Annotated in this window: 17 protein-coding genes; 9 read left to right on the top strand and 8 right to left on the bottom strand. The window is 70.0% G+C overall.

Going from position 1 to position 26,238, the window contains the following annotated elements:
• Positions 1 to 332: 332 nt before the first annotated feature.
• From ACIBKY_RS12390 to ACIBKY_RS12410, 5 genes are all read left to right on the top strand, one after another.
• Positions 333 to 1,724: a serine/threonine-protein kinase gene (locus tag ACIBKY_RS12390; RefSeq protein WP_397096733.1), complete on the top strand. Its 1,392-nt coding sequence runs from the start codon at positions 333 to 335 to the stop codon at positions 1,722 to 1,724.
• Positions 1,725 to 3,401 carry a serine/threonine protein kinase gene (locus ACIBKY_RS12395; protein ID WP_397096734.1) on the top strand — a complete coding sequence of 559 codons (1,677 nt, stop codon included), beginning with the start codon at positions 1,725 to 1,727 and terminating at the stop codon, positions 3,399 to 3,401. It abuts the gene before it with no gap.
• Positions 3,401 to 4,918, top strand: coding sequence for a serine/threonine protein kinase (locus ACIBKY_RS12400; protein WP_397096735.1), 1,518 nt, complete (start codon positions 3,401 to 3,403; stop codon positions 4,916 to 4,918). Before ACIBKY_RS12395 ends, ACIBKY_RS12400 begins: the two co-directional genes overlap by 1 nt.
• Positions 4,919 to 6,394 (top strand): protein kinase, encoded by a 1,476-nt coding sequence (locus ACIBKY_RS12405; RefSeq protein ID WP_397096736.1) that lies wholly within the window; start codon positions 4,919 to 4,921, stop codon positions 6,392 to 6,394.
• Between the two features lie 66 nt (positions 6,395 to 6,460).
• On the top strand, positions 6,461 to 6,928 hold the full coding sequence (locus ACIBKY_RS12410) for a GNAT family N-acetyltransferase (RefSeq protein ID WP_397096737.1): 468 nt from the start codon (positions 6,461 to 6,463) through the stop codon (positions 6,926 to 6,928).
• A 182-nt stretch (positions 6,929 to 7,110) separates the two neighbouring features.
• Here the strand turns inward: ACIBKY_RS12410 and scpA are convergent, their stop codons facing one another.
• The 5 genes from scpA to ACIBKY_RS12435 form a co-directional block, all read right to left on the bottom strand.
• Entirely contained in the window at positions 7,111 to 9,276 is a 2,166-nt protein-coding gene (gene scpA, locus ACIBKY_RS12415; RefSeq protein WP_397096738.1) for a methylmalonyl-CoA mutase, read from the bottom strand.
• Positions 9,273 to 10,955, bottom strand: a complete 1,683-nt coding sequence (locus ACIBKY_RS12420) for a methylmalonyl-CoA mutase family protein (RefSeq protein WP_397096739.1) — start codon at positions 10,953 to 10,955, stop codon at positions 9,273 to 9,275. Before ACIBKY_RS12420 ends, scpA begins: the two co-directional genes overlap by 4 nt.
• Before the next feature lie 48 nt (positions 10,956 to 11,003).
• Positions 11,004 to 11,777, bottom strand: a complete 774-nt coding sequence (locus ACIBKY_RS12425; protein ID WP_397096740.1) for an N-acetylmuramoyl-L-alanine amidase — start codon at positions 11,775 to 11,777, stop codon at positions 11,004 to 11,006.
• A 113-nt stretch (positions 11,778 to 11,890) separates the two neighbouring features.
• Positions 11,891 to 12,820, bottom strand: a complete 930-nt coding sequence (mtnA, locus tag ACIBKY_RS12430; protein ID WP_397096741.1) for an S-methyl-5-thioribose-1-phosphate isomerase — start codon at positions 12,818 to 12,820, stop codon at positions 11,891 to 11,893.
• A gap of 17 nt (positions 12,821 to 12,837) precedes the next feature.
• Positions 12,838 to 14,703 (bottom strand): potassium transporter TrkA, encoded by a 1,866-nt coding sequence (locus ACIBKY_RS12435; RefSeq protein ID WP_397096742.1) that lies wholly within the window; start codon positions 14,701 to 14,703, stop codon positions 12,838 to 12,840.
• A 91-nt stretch (positions 14,704 to 14,794) separates the two neighbouring features.
• Here ACIBKY_RS12435 and ACIBKY_RS12440 point away from each other — a divergent pair, with 91 nt between their 5' ends.
• Positions 14,795 to 16,426: a protein kinase gene (locus ACIBKY_RS12440; RefSeq protein WP_397096743.1), complete on the top strand. Its 1,632-nt coding sequence runs from the start codon at positions 14,795 to 14,797 to the stop codon at positions 16,424 to 16,426.
• A gap of 39 nt (positions 16,427 to 16,465) precedes the next feature.
• On the opposite strand, the gene ACIBKY_RS12445 is transcribed toward ACIBKY_RS12440, so the two are convergent.
• Positions 16,466 to 17,647: an amidohydrolase gene (locus tag ACIBKY_RS12445; RefSeq protein ID WP_397096744.1), complete on the bottom strand. Its 1,182-nt coding sequence runs from the start codon at positions 17,645 to 17,647 to the stop codon at positions 16,466 to 16,468.
• A gap of 79 nt (positions 17,648 to 17,726) precedes the next feature.
• On the opposite strand from ACIBKY_RS12445, the gene ACIBKY_RS12450 reads away from it, so the two are divergent.
• Both ACIBKY_RS12450 and ACIBKY_RS12455 read left to right on the top strand, forming a co-directional pair.
• Positions 17,727 to 18,806, top strand: coding sequence for a DUF5925 domain-containing protein (locus tag ACIBKY_RS12450; RefSeq protein WP_397096745.1), 1,080 nt, complete (start codon positions 17,727 to 17,729; stop codon positions 18,804 to 18,806).
• Between the two features lie 367 nt (positions 18,807 to 19,173).
• A complete protein-coding gene (locus ACIBKY_RS12455) occupies positions 19,174 to 20,373 on the top strand; it encodes an FxsB family cyclophane-forming radical SAM/SPASM peptide maturase (protein ID WP_397096746.1) in 1,200 nt (399 codons plus the stop codon).
• A gap of 72 nt (positions 20,374 to 20,445) precedes the next feature.
• On the opposite strand, the gene fxsT is transcribed toward ACIBKY_RS12455, so the two are convergent.
• Positions 20,446 to 22,953 (bottom strand): FxSxx-COOH system tetratricopeptide repeat protein, encoded by a 2,508-nt coding sequence (gene fxsT, locus ACIBKY_RS12460; RefSeq protein ID WP_397096747.1) that lies wholly within the window; start codon positions 22,951 to 22,953, stop codon positions 20,446 to 20,448.
• Positions 22,954 to 23,682: 729 nt separating this feature from the next.
• Between fxsT and ACIBKY_RS12465 the strand changes: the two genes are divergently transcribed.
• On the top strand, positions 23,683 to 25,641 hold the full coding sequence (locus ACIBKY_RS12465) for a hypothetical protein (RefSeq protein ID WP_397096748.1): 1,959 nt from the start codon (positions 23,683 to 23,685) through the stop codon (positions 25,639 to 25,641).
• On the opposite strand, the gene ACIBKY_RS12470 is transcribed toward ACIBKY_RS12465, so the two are convergent.
• Positions 25,537 to 26,178, bottom strand: coding sequence for a hypothetical protein (locus tag ACIBKY_RS12470; protein ID WP_397096749.1), 642 nt, complete (start codon positions 26,176 to 26,178; stop codon positions 25,537 to 25,539). The two genes, ACIBKY_RS12465 and ACIBKY_RS12470, sit on opposite strands and share 105 nt — an antisense overlap.
• Between the last annotated feature and the right edge of the window lie 60 nt (positions 26,179 to 26,238).

Genomic DNA, 26,238 nt, shown 5'->3' on the forward strand with positions numbered 1-26,238 from the left:
GACCCGGCGGAGACCCGTGGGGGTGATCCGGCGGAGGCGACCCGGTGGGGGTGATCCCGTGGGGGTGATCCCGTGGGGGTGATCCCGTGGGGGTGATCCCGTGGGGGTGATCCGGGTCAGGAGTGGGCTTGCGGTGTGGCTGGGGGTGACATTTCGGGGGTCAGGGGGCTACGCGGGCGAGGGGTCTGGTGGGGCGGTGCGGGGCGTTGGGGGGTTTGGGCTGGTGGTGGGGGGTGTTTACGTGTTTATCGGACTAAGTTCCGACAAATCGTGTCTCCACGCGCTAGGGTCTCTGGAGATCCATCTCAGCCGTCACAGGAGTCACTCCCCTCATGCCGCACGTCGAACCGTTGCGCGAGGGCGATCCGGCGGTGGTGGGACCCTACCGCCTGGTCGGGCGGCTCGGCGCCGGCAGTCAGGGCGTGGTCTATCTGGGCCAGGCCAGGAACGGCGTGCCGGTCGCGGTCAAGGTGCTGCGCGAAGGCCGGACAGGGGACGACCGCCTCGCCGAGCAGATCGCCGCCGCCCGCCGCGTGGAACCACTCGGCGTGGCACAGGTGCTGGACGCCGCGTTCGCCGGCCGGCCGTACATCGTGAGTGAGTACGTGGACGGGCCGCCTCTGCAGCGGGCGGGAAGGCACACGGGCGCCGAGCTGCAGCGGCTGGCCAACGCGACCGCCACCGCGCTGGCGGCGATCCACCAGGCGGGCGTGGTTCACCGGGACTTCAAGCCGGCCAACGTGCTGCTGGGTCCGGGCGGGCCGAGGGTGGTCGACTTCGGGCTGGCCGGCGATGACCACACGCCGAGCGCGGGCGGTGTGGTGGGGACGCCTGCCTACATGGCGCCGGAGCAGCTGGCGGGGCAGAGCGCCGGGGCCGCCGCCGATGTGTTCTCGTGGGCGGGGACGGTGGTGTTCGCCGCGACCGGCAGGCCGCCGTTCGGCGACGGCGCGCTGCCCGAGGTGATCAACCGGATCCTGCACGAGGAGCCCGAGCTGGGCGACCTGCCGCAGCCGCTACGCGCGATCGTGCAGGGCTGCCTGGCCAAGGATCCCGGGCTCCGCCCCGCCATGCGGCAGGTCGTCCTGCAGTTGCTGGGTGGTGAGCAGCCGCTCCCGGCCGCGAAGGCGGGCCGTTCGCCCGTCCGCCGAGGGGTACGGCGGGCGCTGATCGCCGGCGTGTCCGGGGTGATGGTGCTGGCCCTGTCCGGGGCGATCGTCTGGCTCACCTCCGACCCCCGCCGCGACGCCGGCCCCGTGGTCACGACGGTGACGCCCGCCTCGGCGTCCTCATCAAGCCCGAAGCCGACCAAGACCCGCGTCCGCCACCCGCGCGCGACGGGCACGCCCTCCCCCGGCTCCTCCACCACGCCCTCCCCCAGCGCCTCCTCCTCCACGCGGGACGCCGGCACGATCCGGGTCCTGTACGTACGCGCCCAAGGCGTCAGAACCGCCCAGACCCGCGACTGCCAGGTGGGCGACACCGTGATCAGCGGCCTCGTCGAGGGAACGCGCTGGCCGGTGCGCTTCCGCTACGCCTGGATCGTGGACGGGCAGGTGGCGAGGCGCGGCACGGCGTACATCACCGAGGCCCGCACCCGCGCCGTCGTCCCGCCGCCCGCCCTCACGATCCCCGGGCGGCACACCGTGACCCTTCGCGTCACCTCACCGGTGACGGCCCGCGAGTCGATCGCGGTCGAGGTGTGCCCGGTGGGGACGGAGTAGATGGGCACGCTCGCGCCCCTCCGTCCCGACGACCCCGCCGCCGTCGGTCCCTACCGACTGGCCGGCAGGCTCGGCGAGGGCGGCCAGGGCGTCGTGTACCTGGGTCAGGCCGGCAACGGCCCGCCGGTCGCGGTGAAGGTGCTGCGCGACGGGCTGGGCGGCGACGACCGCTTCGCCAAGGAGATCGCGGCCGCGCGGCGCGTGGAACCGTTCTGCATCGCCCAGGTCCTCGACGCCTCTCTCGGCGACGCTCCGGGGCCCGGCCGGCGGCACCGTCCGGGGCAAGGCGTTCCCGCCCGGGGGTACGGCAGGCCGTACATCGTGACCGAGTACGTGGAAGGGCCGTCGCTGCATGAGGCGGGGCGGCACGCCGGCGCGGACCTGCAGCGGCTCGCGGTCGCGACGGCCACCGCGCTGGCGGCGATCCACGAGGCCGGCGTGGTGCACCGCGACTTCAAGCCCGCCAACGTGCTGCTCGGGCCGGGCGGGCCGCGGGTCATCGACTTCGGCATCGCCCGCGCGACCGACGCGGCGGCCACCGCGACCAGCGGGATCGTGGGCACGCCCGCCTACATGGCGCCCGAGCAGCTGGCCGGGCACGACGTGGGGCCGGCGGCGGACGTGTTCGCGTGGGCGTCGGTGATCGTGTTCGCCGCGACGGGGACGCCGCCGTTCGGCAGCGACACGCTGCCCGCGATCATCAACCGCATCCTGCACAACGAGCCCCAGCTCGGCGACCTGCCCCGGCAGCTGCGCGGCGTCGTGTACGACTGCCTCGCCAAGGACCCCGCCGCGCGCCCGCCGATGCGCGCGGTCCTGTTACGCCTCCTCGGCGGCGACCAGCGCCCCGGCCCGGACGTCCAGATCCCGGCACGGGAACACGCACGCCCGGCAAGGGGACACGCGGGCTCGGCAAGGGGACACGCGGGCCCGGCGTGGGAGCGTGCCCACGGTGGGCCGGTCACCGATCCCGGCGCGCGTCGCGATCAGGCCACCGATCGGGTACGGCGCCGCAAACCGGTCAGGGCCGCGCTCGTGGTGCCGCTGGCCGTGGCCGGGTCCGTCGTGGTGGCCGGTGGGCTGGTGTCGGGGCTGACCTGGCTCGGCGGCGGCTCGGGACTGTGGGCGGCCGCCGCGCCGTACACCTCGGCAGCCACCGCGACACCCACGGCGACCGGCGGCAGGACTCCGCGCCCCGCCAAGACCACCCCCGGGAAGACCCCGAAGCAGACCCCCGAACCGAAGCCGTCGAACGAGCGCGTCACCCAGAGCCCCACCCCGACGCGGGACCGCGCCACGCCCGAACGCACGACCCCCACCCCCGTGCGCACCACGAAGAAGCCCGCGCCGGCCGCCGCCAGGGTCCGGGTCCTCGGCATCGACCTGCACGGCGGCCCCGGCCAGGACCACACGGCGAGCTGCCACATGCCGCCGGTCGGGTTCTCGGGCTCGCTGGAGTCGAGCAGGTCGGAGGTGTGGATCAGCTACGCGTGGGTGGTCGACGGGAAGGTCAAGCACCGCAACCGCACCTGGGTGCCGAAGGGTGAGTTCACCGCTCCGGCCCTGGCGCACCAGTACATGCTCGGCACCGGCGGGCACAACGTCACCCTCAAGGTCACCGCGCCGGGCAGCGCGGCCAGGTCGATGCCGTTCAGCGTCTGCTCGATGGAGGACTAGTGACACCGCCGGGCGTGGGGCCGTACCGCATCGTCAGGAAGCTCGGCGAGGGCGGTCAGGGCGTGGTGTATCTGGGCGTGGCGCCGGACGGCACCAGGGTCGCGGTCAAGGTGCTGCGCGAGGGCGGCTTCGAGCGGGAGATCGCGGCGGCGCGCCGGGTGGAGCCGTTCTGCATCGCCCAGGTGCTGGACGCTTCGGCGAGCGGCACGCCGTACATCGTGACCGAGTTCGTGGACGGGCCCTCGCTGGCGGAGGCCGGCCGCCACGCCGGCGCCGACCTCGACCGTCTCGCCGTGGCCACCGCCACCGCGCTCGCGGCCATCCACCGGGCGGGAGTGGTGCACCGCGACTTCAAGCCCGGCAACGTCCTGCTCGGCCGCGACGGACCCCGCGTCATCGACTTCGGCATCGCCCGCGCGGGCACCTCCCTGACCGTCACCAGCAGCGTCGTCGGCACCCCCGCCTACATGGCCCCCGAGCAACTGGCCGGCGCGGGCGTCGGGCCCGCCGCCGACGTGTTCGCGTGGGCGTCGGTGATCGTGTTCGCCGCGACGGGGACGCCGCCGTTCGGCAGCGACACGCTGCCCGCGATCATCAACCGCATCCTGCACAACGAGCCCCAGTTCGGCGACCTGCCCGAGCATCTGCGGGCGGTGGTCTACGCGTGCCTCGCCAAGGACCCGGCCGCCCGCCCGTCCATGGAGGAGGTCCTGCTCCGCCTGCTCGGCGGCCCATCCGGCAGAGGTACGGCAGGCAGCCCCGCGACCGCCCCCGGAAACACGAGCCCCAGGCGGCGGTTCCGCGTGCCGGTGCTGGCGGGGGCGGCGGTGGCCACCGCGCTGGCGCTGACCGCGGGAACCGCCGTCGTGTGGAAGGTCACCCTGGCCGGACAACTCACCACACTGGCCCTCCGGCCCGGCTCGGGAGAGGTGCCGAAGAGCGGCCAGGGCAGGTCCCGCACCGGCGGGCGCAGCTCCCACGACCGCCCGGCCACCGGCGGACCGAGCGGCAACCGCGGCGGCAAGACCCGCGAACCCGGTGACGGCCCGACCCGCGCGGGCACACCGGCCACCAGGACCGCCGGGCCGGCGCCCACCCGCACCCCGGTACGCCCCACCGCGACCCGCACCCCGGTACGCCCGACCCCCACCAGGGCCACCCCCACCCGAACCCCCACCAAGCGCCCCACACCCACCAAGGCCGCCCGGTTCTCCGTGGCCTACGTACGCTCCCAAGGCGCGTCCAAGATCAAGGACGAGGGCACCTGCTACGTGGGCTCCATGAACTTCGGCGCCGGGATCGACGCCACCGTCCCCGGCGCCCGGTACTCCTTCCAGTGGATCGTGGACGGCGAGGTCATCGAGACCGGCTCCGGCAAGCTCCCGGACGGCAGCCGCAGCGACTACGTCTTCTCCAAACGCCAGCTCTCCCTGTCCGACGGCCCCCACACCGCCGCGTACAGGGTCGTCGGCGGCGGCTCCGCGTCCGTGTCGTTCAAGATGTGCGCGACGTCCTAGATGCGCCCGCTCCGTCCCGACGACCCGCAGACCATCGGCGCCTACCGGCTGACCGGCCGCCTCGGCGAGGGCGGCCAGGGCGTGGTCTACCTCGGGCAGGCGCCGGACGGCACCAGGGTCGCGGTCAAGGTGCTGCGCGAGGGCGGGGACGGCCTGGCCAGGGAGGTGGCGGCGCTGCGGCGGGTGGAGCCGTTCTGCGTGGCGCAGGTGCTGGACGCCTCGACCGGCGGCCGGCCGTACATCGTGACCGAGTACGTGGAGGGGCCGTCCCTGGCGGAGGCCGGGCGGCACGGCGGGGCGGGGCTGCAGCGTCTGGCCGTGGCCACCGCCACCGCGCTCGCGGCCATCCACCGGGCGGGAGTGGTGCACCGCGACTTCAAGCCCGGCAACGTCCTGCTCGGCCGCGACGGACCCCGCGTCATCGACTTCGGCATCGCCCGTTCCGGCGCCTCCCTGACGCTGACCAGCAGCATCGTCGGCACCCCCGCCTACATGGCCCCCGAGCAACTGGCCGGCGCGGGCGTCGGCCCCGCGACCGACGTGTTCGCGTGGGCCGGCGTCATGGTGTACGCCGCCACGGGCCGCCCGCCGTTCGGCAACGACTCGCTGCCCGCGGTCATCACCAGGATCCAGAACGCCGACCCGGACCTCGGCGACCTCACCGGCCCCCTGCGCCCGATCGTCACCCGCTGCCTGGCCAAGAACCCCGCCGCCCGCCCGGCGATGCAGGAGGTCCTGCTCCAGCTCATCGGCGCGTCCCCCGAAGCGGAGGTTCACCCCTTCCCGGGAGCGGACACCCGGGCGCCTCGCCCGTCCGGCGGGGATGGCCGGAGGCGGGCGCTGCTGGTGGCCGGGGCGGCGGCGGGCGCGGTGGTGGTGACCTCCGGGCTGGTCACGGCGCTGGTCACCGGCATCTCCTGGCCGGTCGCCCAGACGCCGCTCGGGCTGCCGTCCGGGGGTACGCCTCCGCCGAGCAGCGCGGGCCCGGCCAAGCCGACGGCGAGGAAGTCAGGCAAGCCGTCCCGGACGCCGAAGCCGACGGCGCGCCGTACCCGGGAAAACCCGGACACCAAGCCCACGGCGGACGACCCACCCACCACAGACAAACCCACACAGAAGCCCACGCAGAAGCCCACGCAGAAGCCCTCCACGTCCCAGCCGGCCGCGCCCAGCGGGCGGGTGGGGTCGGTGAGCCTGCGGTCGGAGGGGTTGCGGACCGGCGACTGTTACCGGCAGTCGAACATCGCCGCCACCGTGAGCGCCGGGACCAAGACGCCGTTCACCTACCGGTGGATCCTGGACGGCCGCGACATGGGCAAGGCCGCGGCGACGGCGCCGACGAAGCTGGTGCTGGGGTACGCGCACATCCGGTCGGACGGGGCGCACACGGTGCAGTTCCGGGTGCTGTCCCCCAACGCCATGACGCGGACGTTCACCTTCAGCACCTGCGACGGCGCCCCCTGGCCCGAGGAGTAGTGGTCGGGCGGTAAGCGCGGCGAGTGGCCCTGCCCCACCTGCGGATTCATCCGTAGATTGGGGTGCATGCTCACTGTGGAGAAGTTGCTGCCATCGGATCGCGACGCCTGGGAGGAACTGTTCCGCGGCTACATCGCCTTCTACCGGCGCAGCGAGCCGCAGAGCATGTACGACAGGGCATGGCAGGAGTTCCGGTCCGGCACCCGGCTGCACGCGCTCGGCGCCCGGCTCGGCGGACGGCTGGTGGGCATCACCCACTTCCTCGTCCACGGCAGCACCTCGGCTCCCGACACCGACCTCTGCTACCTGCAGGACCTCTTCACGGCCCCGGACGTACGCGGCAAGGGCGTGGGCCGGGCCCTCATCGCCGCGGTCACCGACTGGGCCGGGGCCAACGGCTGCGCCCGCGTCTACTGGCACACCCAGGAGGGCAACACCACGGCCCGCCGCCTGTACGACAAGGTGGCCACCAACCCGGGTTTCGTGAAGTACCAGATCGACCTTCCCGGAGGCACCCGCCCTCCGGGAAGGTGAGACGGAGGAGCTGTCGCTATCGGGAGCCTCTGCCCCAGCCGACACCGTACGCCGCCGGAGCCTCGGACTGATCGTGCAACGGCATGGACACCACACGTCCTTCCAGTCAGAGCTGTCAGACTGGATTCAACTGCGCCTCACATGCGTGATACTTGCGCCTCACTTGTCCAGCGGCTCGCCCGTCAGTGGCCCAGCCGCGCGGTGAGGTCCTTCAGCAGGCCGAGGGCGGCGTCGGCGATGACCGTGCCCGGCGGGAAGATCGCACTGGCGCCCGCCGCCCGCAGTTCGGCGAAGTCGCCGGGCGGGATCACCCCGCCCACCACGATCATGGTGTCCTCCGCGTCGAGGGCGGCGAGGGCCTCGCGCAGCGCGGGCACCAGCGTCAGGTGCCCGGCGGCCAGCGAGGACACGCCGACGATGTGCACGTCGGCCTCGACGGCCTGGCGCGCCACTTCCTCCGGCGTCTGGAACAACGGGCCGACGTCCACGTCGAAGCCCAGGTCGGCGAAGGCGGTCGCGATCACCTTCTGGCCCCGGTCGTGACCGTCCTGGCCCATCTTGGCGACCAGGATGCGCGGCCGGCGGCCCTCGGCGCGCTCGAAGTCGGCGCACGCCTCGCGTACGCGCTCGATGTTGGCGGCCGGGCCGGCCTCGTCTCGGTACACGCCGGAGATGGTACGCACCTGGCCGGCGTGCCTGCCGTACACCTTCTCCAGCGCGTCGGAGATCTCGCCGACGGTGGCCTTGGCACGGGCGGCGTCGACGCAGAGCTTCAGGAGGTTCTCGCCGAGGCCGGGGCCGCGGGTGCCGTTCTGGGCGGCGTCCGCGGCCTTGGTGAGGGTTTCGAGCGCCTGCCGTACCTCGTCGCCGGAACGTTCGGCGCGCAGGCGGCGCAGCTTGTCGATCTGCTGGGCGCGCACGGCGCTGTTGTCGACCTTGAGCACGTCGATGGGTTCGTCGGCGGCGGGCCGGTACTTGTTGACGCCGATCACCGGCTGGCGGCCGGAGTCGATGCGGGCCTGGGCACGGGCGGCGGCCTCCTCGATGCGCAGCTTGGGCAGCCCGGCGTCGATGGCCTTGGCCATGCCCCCGGCCTCCTCGACTTCGCTGATGTGGGCCCACGCGCGCTCGGCGAGGTCGTGGGTGAGGCGCTCGACGTAGTAGGAGCCGCCCCAGGGGTCGATCACGCGGGTGGTGCCGGACTCCTGCTGGAGCAGGAGCTGGGTGTTGCGGGCGATGCGCGCGGAGAAGTCGCCGGGCAGGGCGAGCGCCTCGTCGAGGGCGTTGGTGTGCAGCGACTGCGTGTGGCCCTGGGTGGCGGCCATGGCCTCCACACAGGTGCGCACGACGTTGTTGTAGACGTCCTGGGCGGTCAGCGACCAGCCGGACGTCTGCGAGTGGGTCCGCAAGGACAGAGATTTCGGATTCTTCGCATTAAATCCGGAAACGAGGCGCGACCACAGCAGCCGCGCGGCCCGCAACTTGGCGACCTCCATGAAGAAGTTCATGCCGATGCACCAGAAGAACGACAGCCGGGGCGCGAACACGTCGATGTCCAGCCCCGCGCCCACCCCCGCCCGCAGGTATTCGACCCCGTCGGCCAGCGTGTAGGCCAGCTCCAGGTCACAGGTGGCCCCGGCCTCCTGGATGTGATACCCCGAAATACTGATGGAGTTGAATTTCGGCATCTTTTCACTGGTATAAGCGAAAATATCCGAAATAATCCGCATGGAGGGTGCCGGGGGATAAATGTAGGTGTTGCGGACCATGAACTCTTTGAGAATGTCGTTCTGGATGGTCCCGGCAAGCTGCCCGGGCTCCACACCCTGCTCCTCGGCCGCCACGATGTAGAGCGCCAGGATCGGCAGCACCGCGCCGTTCATCGTCATCGACACCGACATGCGATCCAGCGGGATGCCGTCGAACAACTGCCGCATGTCATAGATCGAGTCGATCGCCACCCCGGCCATCCCGACGTCACCGGCCACCCGCGGATGATCGGAGTCGTACCCCCGGTGCGTGGCCAGGTCGAAGGCCACCGACAGCCCCTTCTGCCCGGCCGCCAGGTTGCGCCGGTAGAAGGCGTTGGAGTCCTCGGCCGTCGAGAAGCCCGCGTACTGCCGGACCGTCCACGGCTGGTTGACGTACATCGTGGGATAGGGCCCTCTGAGGTACGGCGCCGCCCCCGGATAGGTCTGGAGGAAGTCCAGCCCGTCGAGGTCGGCGGCCGTGTAGAGCGGCTTGACCCCGATGCCCTCTGGCGTCTCCCACACCTCCCCCGCCACCTCGGCGGGGTGGTCCTGCCCGCCGCCCGCGAGCGGGACGGAGGTGAAGTCGGGGATGCTCATCGTGCCACCTCCAGGTCGTCGAAGGTCGTCCTGAGCACCGCCAGCGCGTCGCACCCGGCGAAGACGCGGCCGTCCACGTGCTCGTACTCCCCCTTCCCCGCCAGCCAGACGCGTCGCGCACCGGCCCGTTTCAGCGCCGCTGCGACCGCCTCGGCATGCTCGGGGTACAGCTTGTCGCTGGAGCACAGGCACGCCACCCGCGCGCCGCTGACGGCGAAGGCGGTGGCGATCCGCTCGGCGTCCACTCCGGGCCCGGCGCTCTCGGTGGCCAGCCCGCCCGCCTGGAACAGGTTCGCGGCGAACGTGGCCCGCGCGGTGTGCGCCGCGACCGGGCCGATCGTGGCCAGGAACACCGTGGGCCGCTCCGGCTGCGCGTCGGCCAGGTCTCTCAGTTCCTCGAACGGCTCGGAGTAGCGCCCGCTCCTGCTCGGCGCGCCACCCGGCAGGGGCTTCTCCCCCAGGTCCGGGAACTCGCTCACGCCGGTGATCGGCAGGCGCCGGTGCGCGATGTCGGCCTCGCGCCGGGCCCGTACCCGCGCGATGCGCCCGTCCACCAGCTCCGCGGCCCCGCCCGGCAGCCCTCCGGCCGCCTCGATCTCCTGGAACCACGTCCAGGCCGCCTCGGCCAGCTCCGCCGTACGCCGTTCCACGTACCAGGAGCCACCCGCCGGATCGGCCACCCGGGCGGCGCCGGACTCCTCCATCAGCAGCGCGTGGGTGTTGCGGGCGATACGCCGCCCGAACGCGTCCGGCTCCCTCACCGCGGCGTCGAACGGCCGCACGGTCACCGCGTCCGCCCCGCCCACCCCGGCGCCGAAGCAGGCCAGCGTGGTGCGCAGCATGTTCACCCACGGGTCGCGCGCGGTCATCATGGCCGCGCTGGTCACCGCGTGCTGCGACTGCCGCGCGGGCCCGCCGCACACCTCGGCCACCCGCGCCCACACCACCCGCGCCGCCCGCAGCTTGGCGATCGTGGCGAACTGGTCGGCGCTCGCGGCGTACCGGAACTCCAGCTGCCCGAACGCCTCCTCCACGCTCAGCCCGGCGCCGGTGAGCGTCCTGAGGTGCGCGACCCCGAGCGCCAGCGAGCAGCCGAGCTCCTGCGCGTCGCTGCCCCCCATGTCGTGGTACGGCGTGGCGTCCACGACCACCGCCCGCAGCTCCGGGTACCCCTGCGCACACCGCCTGGCCAGGGCGGCCACCACCCGCGGCTCCACCGAGGCGAGCGAGGCCCCCAGATTCCCGCGTACCGGCCCCTGACGTCCGGCGGCCAGCCCCAGCAGGACCTCGGCGGCCTGCTCGGCCAGCGGCCCCGCGTCGAGCACGACGGGCGCGAGGTCCAGGTAGACGTCCTTGAGCACCCGCGGCAGGGCGGCGGCCGGGATCGCGTCCGGGCCGACGGCCAGCCACAGCGAGGTGACGCCGTTCTCCAGGTCGGCGAGCACCGCCTCGGGGTCGGCCACGGAGTGCCGCTGGCGCACGTCCCAGCCACGCGCGCCGAGCGGCGGCCGGGGCGTGCCGGGCAGGTCGGCGGCGTCGTAGAGCGGCTGGAGCGTGAGCCCGTCGTAGGTCCGGCTGGTCAGCGCCTCGAAGTCGAGGCCGGACTTGCCCAGCACGGCGAGCGCCATCGCGTGCCAGTCGTCACGGGTGGCGGGGGGATACCCGGCTGCCAGTTCCATGTCTCGGATAGTAAGCGGAACCGATCCAGAACAATGCTCCGGGGTCGCCTAGGGAAGCGGCGCCTCCCACGCCAGCCGCCACGTGAGCTGCCCCACGATCCCGTCGTCGGCGATGCCCTGGTTGCGCTGGAATCTGCGGCACACGTCACGCGAGGCGGGTCCGTACGCGCCGTCGGCGTCGATCTCCCAGCCGCGCTTCTTCATCTGCGTCTGCCAGGTCCGCACGTCCTGTCCGGACATGACCGGCGGGTACTTCAGCAGCCGCCCGGGAAAGGGCGGCGCGGACGGCGGATCGGGGTCCGGCGGGGTCCCGCCGGGACGCGGCGCGCCCTTGCGCACCCACGCGTAGAGCGCCTCGCCCGGGCAGTCGGTGGCGAAGCCGTCGCGGTGCCCCTTGATCTCCCGCCCGGCGGCGCCCTTGGCCCGCAGGTGCTCGACGGCGTCGATGATGCCGTGCAGCATCGTGTCGGGCGGCTGCACCAGCCCGGCGTTGCCGACGAGCCCTAGCACTGCGTAGTGACCGGCGTTGAGCCCGGCCCCGTTGGCGGCGGGCAGGTGGTGCGGCCCCCGCCCCTCGAACACCTTCCGATGCGGACAAACCGCATACGTGTAGCCAATGTCGATCCAGCCGTTGCCGTCCATGTGGTGGTTCTGGATGGATTGGACAAGAGCGACGCATTTCGCGTGGTCACGCGTGAGGCCGGGGTCGACACGGCCTCCTGTGTAGTGGACCTTCACGCCGCGTGTGGCGTCGAGCTGCGTGTAGTCGCCACGCGGCGGCCGAGCATTCCATGCGCGTCGAAGAATGAGGTCGATGGCCACGGTCTGCTCCCGGGGGATCACGTTGAGGTGACAACTGAGCGTAACGCGGGAGGTGCGGGCCGGTCCGGGAGTTGCCCTTATTCGTCTGGGCCGTCTGGATCGCCTGGAGCCTTCTAGGGCCGGATCACCCGCCTCTCCGTGACGATCGCCGTGACGAGGTCGTGGGGTGTCACGTCGAACGCCGGGTTCACCGCCTCCGTGCCCTTGGGCGCCAGCCGTACACCTCGGATGGCCGTGACCTCCTCCGAGCCTCTGTCCTCGATGGCGATCTGCCCGCCGGACGGGGTGCCCTCGTCGATCGTGGACTCGGGGGCGACGACGATGAAGGGGACGCCGGCCCGCTCGGCGCCGAGCGCCAGCGCGTACGAGCCGATCTTGTTGGCGACGTCGCCGTTGGCGGCGATGCGGTCGGCGCCGATGAGCACCGCGTCGATGCCACCCCTGGCCAGCAGGTACGGCCCGGCCGAGTCGGTCACCAGCCGGTGTGGCGCGCCCATGCGGGCCAGCTCCCAGGTGGTGAGGCGGGCGCCCTGCAGCAGGGGCCGGGTCTCCAGCGCCAGGACCTCGCCGAGCCGGCCCCGCTCGTGCAGGGTCTGGACGACGCCCAGCGCCGTGCCCCGTTCCACGGCGGCCAGGCCGCCGGTGTTGCAGACGGTCATGACCCGCAGCCGGTCGCCTTCGAGCAGGTCGGCGCCGCGCGCGCCCATGGCGTGGCAGGCGGCGATGTCTTCGTCCCTGATGCGCAGGGCGGCCTTCAGCGCCTTCTCCGGCGGGAGCGCGGCGACCTGGTCGACGGCCCAGGCCAGGTTGACGGCGGTCGGCCGGGCGGCGCGCAGCCGGGCGATCTGGGCGGCGTCGCCCGCCGCCAGGACGACGCCGAGGGCGCCGGCCACGCCGAGCGCGGGCGCGCCGCGCACCGACAGCCGCCGGATGGCCCCGATCAGGGTGTCGACGTCGGTGATGCGCAGGGTGACGAGCTCGTCGGGCAGCTTCGTCTGGTCGACGAGCTCGATGGCGCCGTCCACCCAGTCAATGGTCCTCACAGGGTCATTGTGGGGCCTCAGCGCTCCGACAGGACGATGACCGAGTCATGCGGGCCGAACGACACACGCCGGGACCGGTCCGGGTTGAGGACGATCCCGTAGTGCGGGGGTTTGTTGCGCGCGTACGCCGTCCGGTAGCCGATGGCCGTCTCCCCACGCCGGCGGGCCGCCTCGACCACGGTGGAGAAGCCGACCTCGACCCCGGTCCTGACGTAGGCGGAGGCGGGGCGCGGGTAGATCTCCGAGCCGTGGGAGTCGAAGAGGTAGCCGAAGACGTCGGCCAGGTGCTGGTTCTCGGCGAGCTGGGCCAGCAGCAGCCCGATGACGGTGTCGCTGATGACGATGTCGTCGGCCTCGGTGACCTCGGCCAGCGAGCGGTTGCTCTCGTCGTGCATCTCGCTGACGATCGAGTAGTGCTCGCCCAGCTTGGTCTGCATGTCGCGCAGCTGCAGCAGCGTCATGAGCGTGCGGGTGTCGGCGTGGTCCGGTTTGAAGCGGTCGTCGGACAGCACGATGACGTGCTGGAACAGGCCGAGGCCGAGCGCTTCGAGGGCGAAGCGGTCGGTGGTGTCGCAGTCCTTGAGGTTCACGGTGAGGTTGCGCAGGCCGGTGAGGTTGGCCCCGGCCTTCGGGTGGTCGGCGGCGACCTCCAGCACGGAGCCGGGGGCGACGTAGCCGTCGAGGTAGCGCACGATCTGCTCGGCGCGGCCGTTCCAGTTGAGCAGCAGGGTGCGCTCGGCCGCGTGCTTGGCACGTTCCGAGACGGCCACGGCGGACTCGTCGATCTTCGGGGCTCCGGCGGCGGGCCAGATCGAGGAGTCGTCGTGGGCGATGACGATGACCTCGTCCTTGGGGCCGATCTCGGTGTCCATGGGCGGGTTCAGCGCGACGCCGGCGCTCGTGCGCAGGCCGATGACGGTGGCGGAGTGGTAGCCGTGCAGCGCCTCGCCGTACGTCTTGCCCGCCAGCAGCTCGGCGGGGCGCAGGTAGATCTCGCCGCCGTCGAAGTTGAGCAGGTCCATGCAGACGACCGACATGCCCGACTGGCGCGAGGACTGGACGATGAGCCGGGAGGCGGTGTCATCGGAGTCGACCAGGTGCACGAGGGGGCCGCCGGCCAGGCGGGCGGCGGCCATGTTGCGGCCGGAGGTGAGCGCGGCCACGACCGGCGGGTGGATGCCGGAGCGCTTGGCGAGCGCTAGGAGGATCTTGATGACGTGCGCGTCGGGGTCCTCGCCCTCCGGGGAGAGCACGACGACCGAGCGGGCGGCGGCCAGGTTCATGAGGCTGAGGTCGCGGGGCTCGGTGGGGCGTCCCGTGCGGCAGACGATGCGGGTCCTGCCGAGGTCGCCGGCGCGTTCGCGGATCTCCTCCTCCATGGCGAGCTTGTCGCCTTCGGCGAGGACCGCGATGACCGAGCCGCGCTGGCTGGCGTGCGCCTTGGCCAGTTCGCCGACGATCGTGAACACCTGGTCCGACCAGCCCAGCACCACGGTGTGCCCGGACTCGGCGATGCGGGAGCGGCCCCGGCGCAGCCGGTCGACGCGCTGCTTGAGCCCGTTGGACAGCAGGCCGACGAGCATGCTGACGATGAAGATGCCGCCGAGCGAGCCGGCGAACATCACCGTCATGTACCAGATGCTGCCCTTGTCGCTGGCGACCTTGCTGGGGGTCAGGGCGTGCATGAGCGAGATCCAGAGCACGTGGCCCGGTCCGCCGACGCCTTCCGGCTCCTCGGGCGCCAGCCAGAGCGTGAGCCCGGTGACCACGAGAATGAGCGCGACCGAGACGAGGGCGAGCCAGCCGATCAGCGACGGGGTGCCCTTGGACATGGTGTTGTCGAACCAGTACCGAGCACGCTCGCGGAACGTCACCCTGGACACCCCGATACCTCCACATAGGGGGAAATTTGACCAACGACACAAGGTACCGGGCGATCTGCCGAAACGCATGCCGACCGGTAACGTATCGGCCATGGTGACCCCCCTGACACCAGGCGATCCGGAGACTTTGGGCGATTACGTCCTCGACGCCCGACTCGGCGAGGGCGGCCAGGGGATCGTGTACCTCGCCCGCACCCGCTCCGGCGGGCAGGTCGCCGTGAAACTCCTCAGCACCGGGGACCCGGTCACCCGCGCCCGCCTGGCCCGCGAACTCCAGGCGATGGAGGGCATCGCCTCCTTCTGCACCGCCCGGGTGCTCGACGTGTCGGTGTCGGGCTCGCGGCCGTACGTGGTGAGCGAGTTCGTGGACGGGCCCTCCCTCGCCGACCGCGTGCGCTCGCTCGGCCCGCTGCGCGACGGCGACCTCGAGCGCCTGGTCGTCGGTACGGCCACCGCCCTGACCGCCATCCACTCGGCCGGCATCGTGCACCGCGACTTCAAGCCCGCCAACGTGCTGCTGGGGCCGGACGGGCCGCGGGTGGTCGACTTCGGCATCGCCCGCGCCGAAGGGGCGGCCACGATGACCTCCGGCCTGATCGGGACCCCCGCGTACCTGTCGCCCGAGCAGATCAACGGCACGCCCGCCTCGCCCGCCTCCGACGTCTTCGCCTGGGGGGCGACGATGGTGTTCGCGGCGACCGGGATCAGCCCGTTCGGCGCGGAGACGGTGCCCGCGGCGATGCAGCGCGTCCTGTTCGCCGAACCCGACCTGTCCCTTCTTCCCGAACGGCTGCGCGGCCCGATCGCCGCCGCCCTGTCCAAGGACCCGGCGGGCCGTCCGGGGGCCAGGGACCTGATGGTCGCCCTGGTGGACCCGAAGGCCGCCCCGGCCTTCCCCCTCCCCCACGGACCCGCTCCTGGCGCACCGGGGTTCGGCATGCCCGCAGGGGGTCCGGGTTTCGGGGGCCGGGGGTCCGGTGGTTCCGGCGTGCCGTACACCGGTCCGGTTTCCGGCGTGCCGTACACCGGACCGGTTTCCGGCGTGCCGTACACCGGACCTGTTTCCGGCGTGCCGTACACCGGACCTGTTTCCGGAACGCAGGGCGCGGCCCACCTGACGGGCCCGCAGTCACCGGCGCTGACCACGCAGAGCTCGCCACGCGACCGCAGGCGCGGAGTGCTCCTGGGCGGGATCGCCGCCGTGGCCGCCCTGGCCGCGGGCGGGACCGCCGTCTTCCTGCTGAACCAGGGCCCGGACAGCCGGTGGTCGGCACGTTCCACCACGCCCCCGCCGTCGTCCACGGCCGAGGTCTCGTCGCCGGCCACCACGCGGCCGTCGGAGCAGGAGCCCACGAGCGATCCGCCCACCCCGGTCAAGTCCGGAAATGTCAAGATTCCGAAGGACTTCGCGGGCTCCTGGGCCGGTCACACCGAGTCGACCAACTTCCTGGACACCGACGGCTCCATCAACTCGGTCACGCTCAAGGCCGGCGCGACCACGGCGGCCTGGACCGAGAAGGACTCGCAGTCCGAGTGTGCCGCGACCATCCCGCTGACCAAGATCGAGGGCAGGACGCTGATCTTCAGCTTGGGCGCCTCCTCTGGCGGGTGCATCCCGGGCACGATCTGGCTCACGCTCAACGGCGAGGTCCTGGCCTACAAGTGGCGGGACGTGCCGGGCAACGACATGGTCACCCAGACCGGCGACCTGCGGCGGCGCTGATCACACCAGCTGATCACACCGGCTGATCACACCGGCCGATCACACCAGGCGCCCCTCGCGGGCGACGACCCGGCCGGACTTGACGACCAGGGACCTGGCCGGGCGTACGCACACCGCCTCGGCCGGGGTGCGGGCGTTCACCGCCACGAAGTCGCCCGGGTCCCCCACCGCGAACCCGGCGCGCCGGCCCGTGACGCGGGCGCCGCCCAGGGTCGCGGCCTCCAGGGCGATCTCGATCTCCTCGTCGCGGACGAACCGGCTGCGCTGGGCCAGGAACAGTGCCCGCTCCAGCATGTCCCCGTTGCCGTAGGGGCTCCACAGGTCGCGTACCCCGTCATTGCCCGCGCCGACCGCGACCCCCGCCGCGCGCAGGGCCGTGAGGGGCAGCGGCGGGGCGCTCGCGGGCGCGACGGTGGCGAGCGAGACGCCCGCCTCGGCCAGCCGGGCGATCACGCGGGCCTGGACGTCGGCGGGCATCTCGCCCAGCGCGTAGCCGTGGGAGATGGTGACCTTGCCGCGCATGCCGAGCGCCAGGGTGCGCTCGATGATCAGGTCGTACTGCCACACGCCCAGCGGGCCGCCGTCGTGCAGGTGGATGTCGACGCCGGCGCCGTGCTTCTCGGCCAGGCCGAAGACCACGTCGAGGTGCTCGACGGGGGCGTTCTCCAGCCCCGCGGGGTCGATGCCGCCGACGAGCCCGACGCCGGCGGCGAGTGCCTCGTCCATGAGGTCGGCGGTGCCGGGGGCGGTGAGCAGGCCGGCCTGCGGGAACGCGACCAGGTCCACGGTGATGCGGCCGTCGAGACGGGCCACGGCCTCGCGTACCGCCTCGACCGCGGCCAGGCCCATGGCGGTGTCGACGTCCACGTGCGAACGGGCGTGGGTGGTGCCGGAGACGACCATCTGCTGCAGGAGCGCGGTGATGTAGTCGGCGCTGGGCAGGCCGAGCGCGGGGCGGGCCTCGACGCCGTTGCGGATCTTGCCCATGAGGCCGGGCCCGGCGTCGTGCGGAACCCAGGGGCCACCCCACATGGTCTTGTCGACGTGCGCGTGCGCGTCCACGAACCCGGGCAGCAGCAGCCGGCCGCCGAGCCCCTCCACGGGCACGCCGCCGGCGGCCAGGTCCGTGCCGACGGCGGCGACGGCGCCGTCGCGGATGAGCAGGTCGGTGAGCGCGTCGGAGCCCCAGATCCGGGCATCGCGCAGGAGCAGGTCGGTCATCCCCCGAAGATAGTGGTATACCGCTATTTCCCGCAAAATCCTTCGACACCGGATGGCGCTGACCTGGATCATTGAGCTCATGTCATCCGGCCTGCCCATGAACCTGTGGCTCGACGACGCCGATTCGGCCATCGACGTCATCGACGCTCTCGCCCTGTCCCCGTTCGCCACCGGCACCCAGCCGTGGTCACGGCAGGCAGAGCTGGAGCGCGTACGCCCCGACGCCGCCCTGCAGCCCTCCACCGGCAAGGTGGTACGCACCGCGAAGGTCGAGGAGGGCACCGAGTCGCGCCTGGTCACCGGTGAAGGCTGGACGCTGCGCGTCGTACGCCATCGCAACCGCACCGCCACCGTCTCCGTCACCGCCGTCAGCGAGGACCTGGCCCGCTCGGTGCTGCGGGAGTGCACCGACGGCGCGGAGGAGCCCGAGCCGACCGACGACCACAGCCGCATGGGCTTCTGGTGGCGCGGCCCGCACGGCGGCCACCGCTCCGAGAAGCCGATCACCACGCAGGCCTGGTCGGAGATCTCCGGCAACTACTCCGGCACCGCCCGTACCTCCATAGACGCCCTGATGGCCGTCACCCCCGCGGAGGTGACGGGCCGCCTGGTCCTGCTCCACGGCCCGCCCGGCACCGGCAAGACGACGCTCCTGCGCACGCTCGCCGGCCAGTGGCGCGAATGGTGCCAGGTCGACTGCGTCCTGGACCCGGAGCACCTGTTCGCCGAGCCCGGCTACCTCATGGAGGTCGCCGTCGGCTACGACCAGGAAGACGACGAGGGCAGCTCCCGCTGGCGCCTGCTGGTGCTGGAGGACTGCGACGAGCTCATCCGCTCCGGCGCGAAGGAGATGACGGGCCAGGGCCTGTCGCGCCTGCTCAACCTGACCGACGGCCTGCTGGGACAGGGCCGCGACGTGCTGGTCGCGATCACCACGAACGAGGACCTCGCGCGTCTGCATCCCGCGGTGGTACGGCCCGGCCGCTGCCTGGCCCAGATCGAGGTCGGCGCCTTGTCACACGCGGAAGCGACCTCATGGCTGGGCACCCAGGACGGCATCGGCCCGGAGGGCGCCACCCTGGCCGAACTGTACGCCAAGCGCAACGGCACCGCCCTGGCCCCGGCCGCCACCGCCGAACCCACCGGCCTGTACCTCTGAAAGGCCTCGCGCCTGGGCGCGTGTGGATTCCCTCCGTCTCCCCCGCTGCTGCCTACGACTCCTCGTCGCGTACTGACCTCTTCCAGACTTTCATCAGCCCACATAGCCGATGGCCTGAAATCTGCCAGGTTCCTCAGAGCTGTCGCCCCTAGACGTCCGGGCCCCTCCGGCTAAAGCGCCAACGGTCCATGGGGCTTCCCTCAGCAATATGCCTTCCAAGTTTCTACGAGGGTTGGCGATTCCACGTAAATCCAGTTACATTCGAACTGAGCGGCGCAATCGCGATATCTTCCTGCGGAGCTGATTACGCGTGACAGCAGGCGCAAGGATCGGGCCACAACAATATGAGGCAGAATGGCCGGCCACAATGGACGTTGAGGCCTTGCGGGATACCGGATGGGCTCCGACGCCGTTCCGCGAGTTCATCCTCAAGGTTCACGGACGATGCAATCTCGCCTGCGACTACTGCTATGTGTACGAGATGGCCGATCAGAGCTGGCTCGATCGCCCCATCCGCATGTCTCCAACCGTGGCGGAGCGGACGGCCGCCCGGATCGCAGAGCACCTTCAGCGTCACGCTCACACGTCCGCCGACGTGGTACTGCATGGCGGCGAGCCATTACTCGCCGGTACCGATGCCATCGAACATCTCGTCACCGCCATCCGCCTGCAGGCCGGACCCGGCACTCACATAAGGATGTTCACGCAGACCAATGCGACCTTATTGAACGACGGGTTCTTCACCCTGTTCGAGCAGCTGGACGTCAAGGTCGGCGTCAGTCTTGACGGCACCGCGAGCGCACATGATCGGCACCGCCGAAACCATGGCGGCCGCGGCAGCCATGCCGCTGCCACGCAAGCGCTCAAGCACCTCATGGGGCCCCTCAGGCACCTCTACAGAGGCCTGCTCTGCACCATCGATCTACGCAACGATCCGCTCGAAACCTATGAAGCCCTCCTGGCCTTCCACCCCCCATCCCTGAACTTCCTTCTGCCGCACGGAAACTGGTCGTCTCCTCCACCTGGCCGCGATCCGGACTCGACCGATGTTCCCTACGGCCGGTGGCTCACCGCCGTGTTCGACCGCTGGTACCACGCGCCACAACGAGAAACACAGATCCGCCTTTTCGAGGAGATCATGCATGTGCTGCTCGGTGGCGTGACCAATAGCGAGGCAATAGGACTGAGTCCGGTGACAATCGCCGTGGTCGAGACCGACGGTTCCATTGAGCAGTCAGACATCCTCAAATCAGCCTATCCAGGCGCAGGCGCTACCGGTCTGAACGTGACACATCATTCCTTCGACGACGCGCTGGCCCTTCCCATAGTGATCGCTCGCCAGATCGGCGGAGCCGCCTTAGCGGCGACGTGCCGTTCCTGCCGAATCCGCCGCACCTGCGGCGGCGGCCTGTACGCGCACCGCTATCGTGCGGGCAGTGGATTCGCCAACCCATCCGTCTATTGCCGTGATCTGTATTGGTTGATCACGCACATCGAGGATGTCCTTACGGCTGACATCATTGGACGGCTCGGCCACATCAATAAGAATGACGGTGCCACCGAATAGCGAAACAACTTCCCAGACGCTGATCAGCACCTCATCCGGGAGAACCGGAAGGGGGATGCATGGGTAATCGGGCTACATCGGTGGCGGGTCGAAGTCGAAGTCGAGAGGACGAATCTCCTTGGCCACAATCGTGTCGGGGTGATGGACGCCGAGCAGGCGATCGTAGGTCTCGAACGTGGTTCCTGCGAGCGTCTCAGCGCCCTCGTCGTCGCCCTGTCTGCGCATGATGCCTACCAGGTTCGCCGCATTGCCCAGTGCGAGAGGATGCTCCTCACCCAGCACCACGCGCGCCCGGTCCAGAGTGTCCTGGCAGAGGGTGCGAGCCTGATCGAGGTTGCCGAGCACTGCCTGGTCGTTGGCGAGATTGGTGGCGAGGGTTAGCGAGTAATGGTGGTCACGGGTGAGCTTGGCGTCAAGCCGGGCCAAACTCTTCTCATTGAGCCTGGACGCCGTGAGCGCGTCGCCTCGCACCCGGTGCAACAGCGCGAGGTTGCCCACACAGCCGTGGGTGTACGGATGATCCTCGCCGTATACCCGTGCATAAAGGTCCATCGTGCCCCGCGCCAGGCTGAACGCTGTGGTGATGCTTCCGGTCGTGCGCAGAATATTAACCAGGTTCATGGCCGCGGCCAAGGTATCGGGCTGGTCCTCGCCGAGTAGACGCAGACAGCGTTCGTAGACGCTTTCTGCGATTTCAAGTGCCAGATCATAGTCACCGTGGCGGCGCAGCGCTATCGCACGATCCTTGGCGATGTGCAGCGTCCGGACATGGTCGGCCCCGAGTTCACCGACGGCGTAGTCGTAGGCGTCTTCTCCAAGGTCGCACGCGGCGGCGTAGTCGCCGCATAGCCTCACCAGGCGGGCGAGGTTATTCCATGCGATCAGAAGGGAGACGGCGGTGACGCCCTTCGTCGTCTTGAGCCCGTCGTAGGCTTTGAGTTGCAGCTCGCGAGCGTCGAAGTAGCGGCTCACCAGACCCACGTCCAGGGCCAGATTGTTCACCATGCGGAGTGTTTGCGAGGCATTGTGCCCGTATACATGCTCGTAGCGGTGAAGCGTGTCCTCGTCCTGCCGTAGCGCGCCGACGAAGTCGCCTTGTGCTCGGAGGTCAGCGGCGAATTGGTTGGCCAACATGAGCGTTCGGGGGTCGTCGGGGCCAAGCACCCGCCGAGCGATCTCAAGGGCATCCTTGTCGTTCTCGTAGGCCTCGGAGAATCGCCCCAGCTCGCGCAGGACGTTGCCGAGGTGTCTGCGGGCGAAGATGACGTCCGGATCGTCAGCACCCGAGTCGGTGGTCCACCGTTCGATGAATCTATCGGCGAAGGTGCTGGCCGTTTTCCAGTCGCCGGCGCGGTGCAGATAGCGGATGGATTTGTTGGCGAATGCGCGCACTTCCGGAATTTGGCAGGTCTCGAGGGAGGCGGCGGTGACATGAGCGATCAGCTCACTGTAGCGAGGCCAGTTTCCTTCCACGTCGGGATCATCGGGAGCGGCGCTCTCCAGAAGCAGGTGGACGGTATGGCGGAAGTATTCCTGATCCTCTTTGCTGAGCTCAGCCCGAAGCAGAGACTGAATGAGGCGGTGAACCTGGAGAGTACGCCTACCGGCATCGATCTTCGCGAGAGCGAGATTGCCAATCAGGCGGATCGCGCGACTGTGAAGAATGGGATCGTCGAGCACTCTCGACAGCCGATCACCCGGAACCGGGCTTCCCCTCCGGAAGACCTCGCGCGGAATAGGCTCCGATCCGAAGAAGGCACAGCAGCGAAGAAGGTCGACCGCTTCCGGGAGTTGTTCACCCAATTGCGAGACCGACAGCCGCCAGGCGGCGGTCATGGAGCGTGGATATTCGCGCGGCTTGTGTATGTCGAGCACGACCATCATCTGCTTTTCCAGCAGAGCGAGGTATTCGTCGACCGACATGCCGACCAGCGCCTGCATGGCACCCGCCTGCTCCAGCGCCAGAGGGAGGTCACCGAGTTCCTGGGCCAGCCTGCCGGCCTCGGCGTCGGTCATCCCTTTAGGGACGCGCTTTCGCAGAAACTCCACACTCTCCCTGCGGGTGAAGACATCGACGGAGATGGTGTCGGCGGCGTCCTGCCACTCCTGATTACGCGAGGTGATGATGACATGCCCGGAGCCGTGCGGAATAAGGTCGTTGACCTCGTCAGGTTGATGCGCATTGTCGAAGATGACAAGCCAGCGCTCGAAGGGCTCACCGGTGCGCAGCGCGTTGAGGACGGTGTTGGCCGCGTCGTCGATGCCTTGGGCCTTGACGCCCTCCAGGCCGAGATAGGGGGCGAGGGCGGCCAGCGAGGCGTTGATGAGCTCGGGCCTGTCGGCGGAGACCCACCACACGAGATCATATTCGGATTGATACCGGTAGGCGTATTCGACGGCGATCTGCGTCTTACCCACGCCGCCCATACCGTGCAGGGCATGCGGAAGTACCGCGGTGACAGCGGTCGAAAGCTTGTCACGCAAGCCCTCTAGGAGGTCGTCACGCCCCGTGAAGTTCTTCAATCGGGGTGGAACCCTCTTACCCCAAACCTTCGGCCGGTGCGCATCCGTCGCCACCATGACCCCTCCCCTTCCGGTGCGATAATCCTAAGCGGTATTTCAAGGGCCGAGATCAGGACTTCGTCGCTTCAGACATATCGGACAGCACCTTCGCGGCCGGGATGCCGCCCGCAAAGACGGCCACCACGCCAGGACCTACCCCGGATTCCACTTCCCAGCCCCCGGGACAGTACTTGGCTACCCTGCACACCTAGGCAACACCTTGATCGAGAGAGATCCTGACAGGAGTATGGACCCTACACTCTTACCCCGCAGGACATTAGAAGAGGAAGGTGACGTGCTTGACAGGACAGCAGCAGCGCGCAGAACCCGGTGGCGCCTACACCATTAGCGGAGCCTTGTCCGATTTGTCGGCTGCCGACCGTGCTGCACTCAAAGAGACGGCTAGTACAGATCTCTCAGTCTTTGGGCGAACCCTCCTTCGAGCCCTAGCCATAGGAGAATCCGAATCGCAACTCGGCCACGATTCGAGCCTATAACCTGATCGTCCCGCCAGGCCAACCACTCGCCCACGACAGGCACTGCTTATGGGATCAGAATCGAACCCCGGAGAATCCGAGACGCATCACCTAGGAGCCGCGTGCCCGCATTCGGGCGATCCCGGCCTTCGTCGAAACCCAACCGCAAAGTGTGCCCGAATGTCTATGTCCTGCGCGATTGGCGCGATTTCACTTGCCTTCATGATGGCGACATCAAGGGCAAGTCATGGTTTTTAATCCATTTAACCAAATGGCAAACGATGTCGAGCAAGCCCCTTACGTTGGTTTGCGCCCTTTTCGTGCGAGGGAGGAGCCAAGGTTCTTCGGACGCGCGGCCGAGTCGTCCATGCTGACGAACGTTTGGTGGTCGGCGGAGCGGCCGGTGATCCTGCATGGTCCCTCCGGAGTGGGCAAAACCAGTCTCCTTCAGGCCGGCGTGCTCCCCACGGTCAGCCGACGTACCGCGCACGTGCTGCCGCCGGGGCGCGTCGCACAGCGTTCCGTCTTTCCCAGTGCCGCACTGTCCGAATTCAATCCGTATGTACTGGCCCTGCTGACCACGTGGTCTCCGGCGATACCCGCGAATCGCCTTGCCGGTGTGACCCTGACCGAGTTCCTGTCCAGGCAAGACGATCACACCAGTCTCTTCGGGCCGCCCGCACCCCTGTTGATCTGCATCGACCAGGCCGAAGAGCTGTTCGAGGGTCCGCGCACGTGGAAGCCGCACCGGGAGGAGTTCTTCGCCCAGGTGGACCAAGCCTTGACCTCGTTTCCCCACCTGCGGCTGCTGCTCGCCGTCCGCGACGAACGTCTGCCCATGCTGCGGGCTCACCTCGGACCGGTGGAGATTCAATCTCTCGGGCCACTTGAGGCGGACGCGGCACTCGACGCTGTGACGCTGCCGTTGCGCGGTACGGGCAAATGGTTCGCGAGCGACGTCGCCGAGGAATTCGTCGGCGACCTCGCAGGCGGATCCGGCCCCGTCGAGCCCGTCCTGCTCCAGGTCGCCTGCTCGCGCTTGTGGGAGGCACTGCCCGACGACGTCGAGGCGATCACATGGGCGGACATGTACGAGCATGCCAACCTCGACCAGTGCTTGATCACCTTCTGCGGCGAAGTGATCCAAGATGCCGCAGACAGCTCCGGTCTCCACCCGTCCTTCGTTGCCTCCTGGCTCCGGCAGCACTTCGCCGGACCCGCCGCCGAGCCGGCGGCGCTGGACGAATCCGAAGCCGAGGGCATTCCCAGCGCCGCCCTCCGGCTGCTCGTGGATGCTCATTTGCTCAAGGTCGAGCCGCACGGGCCCAGGTTCGTCTGGCGGTTGCAGCACGACCGGCTGGCCGAACCGCTCAGACGGCTGGGCGGCGCGAACCTCGTTTCACCTAGGCCGGCCACCCTGCGCAGGCATATCGACTCCGCGGTGATCGCCTTCGGAAAGGGTCAGCTGGACGAGGCAGAACGGCGGCTTGCCATCAGCGCGCGCCTCGGCTACGAGAATGACGCACGGCTACTCGCTGCCGCTGAGACTCTGCGCGGCAACCTCGCCTTCGCGCGCCGGGAGCACATGGAAGCGGCCGGCCACTATCGTGATGCCGCCAAGCTCTTTGAGACGTTGCAGAACACCGCGGCGGTCGCCTGGCTGCTCGCAGCCGTCAGCGGGGCGCTACTGGTGCACGAGGCACACAGCTCGGAGGCCATGGCGGTCATGCGCTCGGCCGCCGATCGGCTGCCGAACGACCTGTCGTTGCAGATCCAGCTCGGCAGAACGTTGTGGCTGATCGGCCTGCCCGAGCCTGCGCGAGCCATTCTCAGCGGAGCGCTGGCGATGGACGCCACGGCCTCTCAAGCGATGCGGACAAGAGGCGAGATGCTGGCCGACCTCGGCGAAGCCGATGCGGCACTGGCGGACCTCAACCACGTGCGCGGCTACCGGCCGCCGCTTGCCCGAGCCGCCCGCGCTCTGGCGCTGTCTTCCTTGGGGAGGGGCGACGAAGGAGAGAATGATCTGCGTTCCGCGCTCGCCGATGCCCCCGACCACGGGCTCGTGCTGCTTTTCGCCGCGCGGGTGCGAGCCCGGCAGGGAGCCGTGGACGAGCCTGCGGCGCTAGCCCGCAGCGCTCTTTCCGCTCCCGTTTCGCTGCCTCCCACGCACCGCAAACAGGCGCTTCAGCTTGCCGACCCGGCCAGGGACGCCGGCCTCAGCAGCTGAAGCTACGTCGTAGGAAGTGGCGGCCGCAGCGGCGATCTGGTAGAAGTGATCGATTTTCGCTTCCAACGTCCTGAAGTCGGCACGCGTGACAAACTCCCCGCTGAGCAGGTCACCATCGACTCCATACCTCAGTTGCACCGACAGCAGCACCTCCTTGACCAGGTCCTGCATCTCTCTGCCCAGTTCCCGGGCGGCATGAGCAACAGGACCTGGCCATAAGAGTGCGACTTGGCTGGCCTGTGCGACGACAGCCGGAGCCTGGGCCTTGATCTCGGCCAGATGGACGTTCATGTCCCCCCATGGTCGTTGCGCTGTGATGTCGAGCAATGTGCATAACCGCGAGACGCTGCTTAAGAGTTCGGCTGCGCCCTTGTAGCGCTCCTGTTCGCGTCGCTCGGCGGACTGCCTTTCTGCTTGGCGCTCCTCTCGATAGCGATTCGCCCGGTTCGTGAGAGCAACTCCTGCGAACGCAGTGAGAGCTCCGAGAAACGTGCCGCCAACGGTGACCAGGGCGGGAACCACACTTGGATCCACCATGAATACATGCTGGCATCGCGAAGGCGACGCCGGAATGGTCCCCATCGCCAGGAAGACCGG

The sequence above is a fragment of the Nonomuraea sp. NPDC050394 genome, assembly GCF_044459065.1.
Taxonomy (GTDB): domain Bacteria; phylum Actinomycetota; class Actinomycetes; order Streptosporangiales; family Streptosporangiaceae; genus Nonomuraea.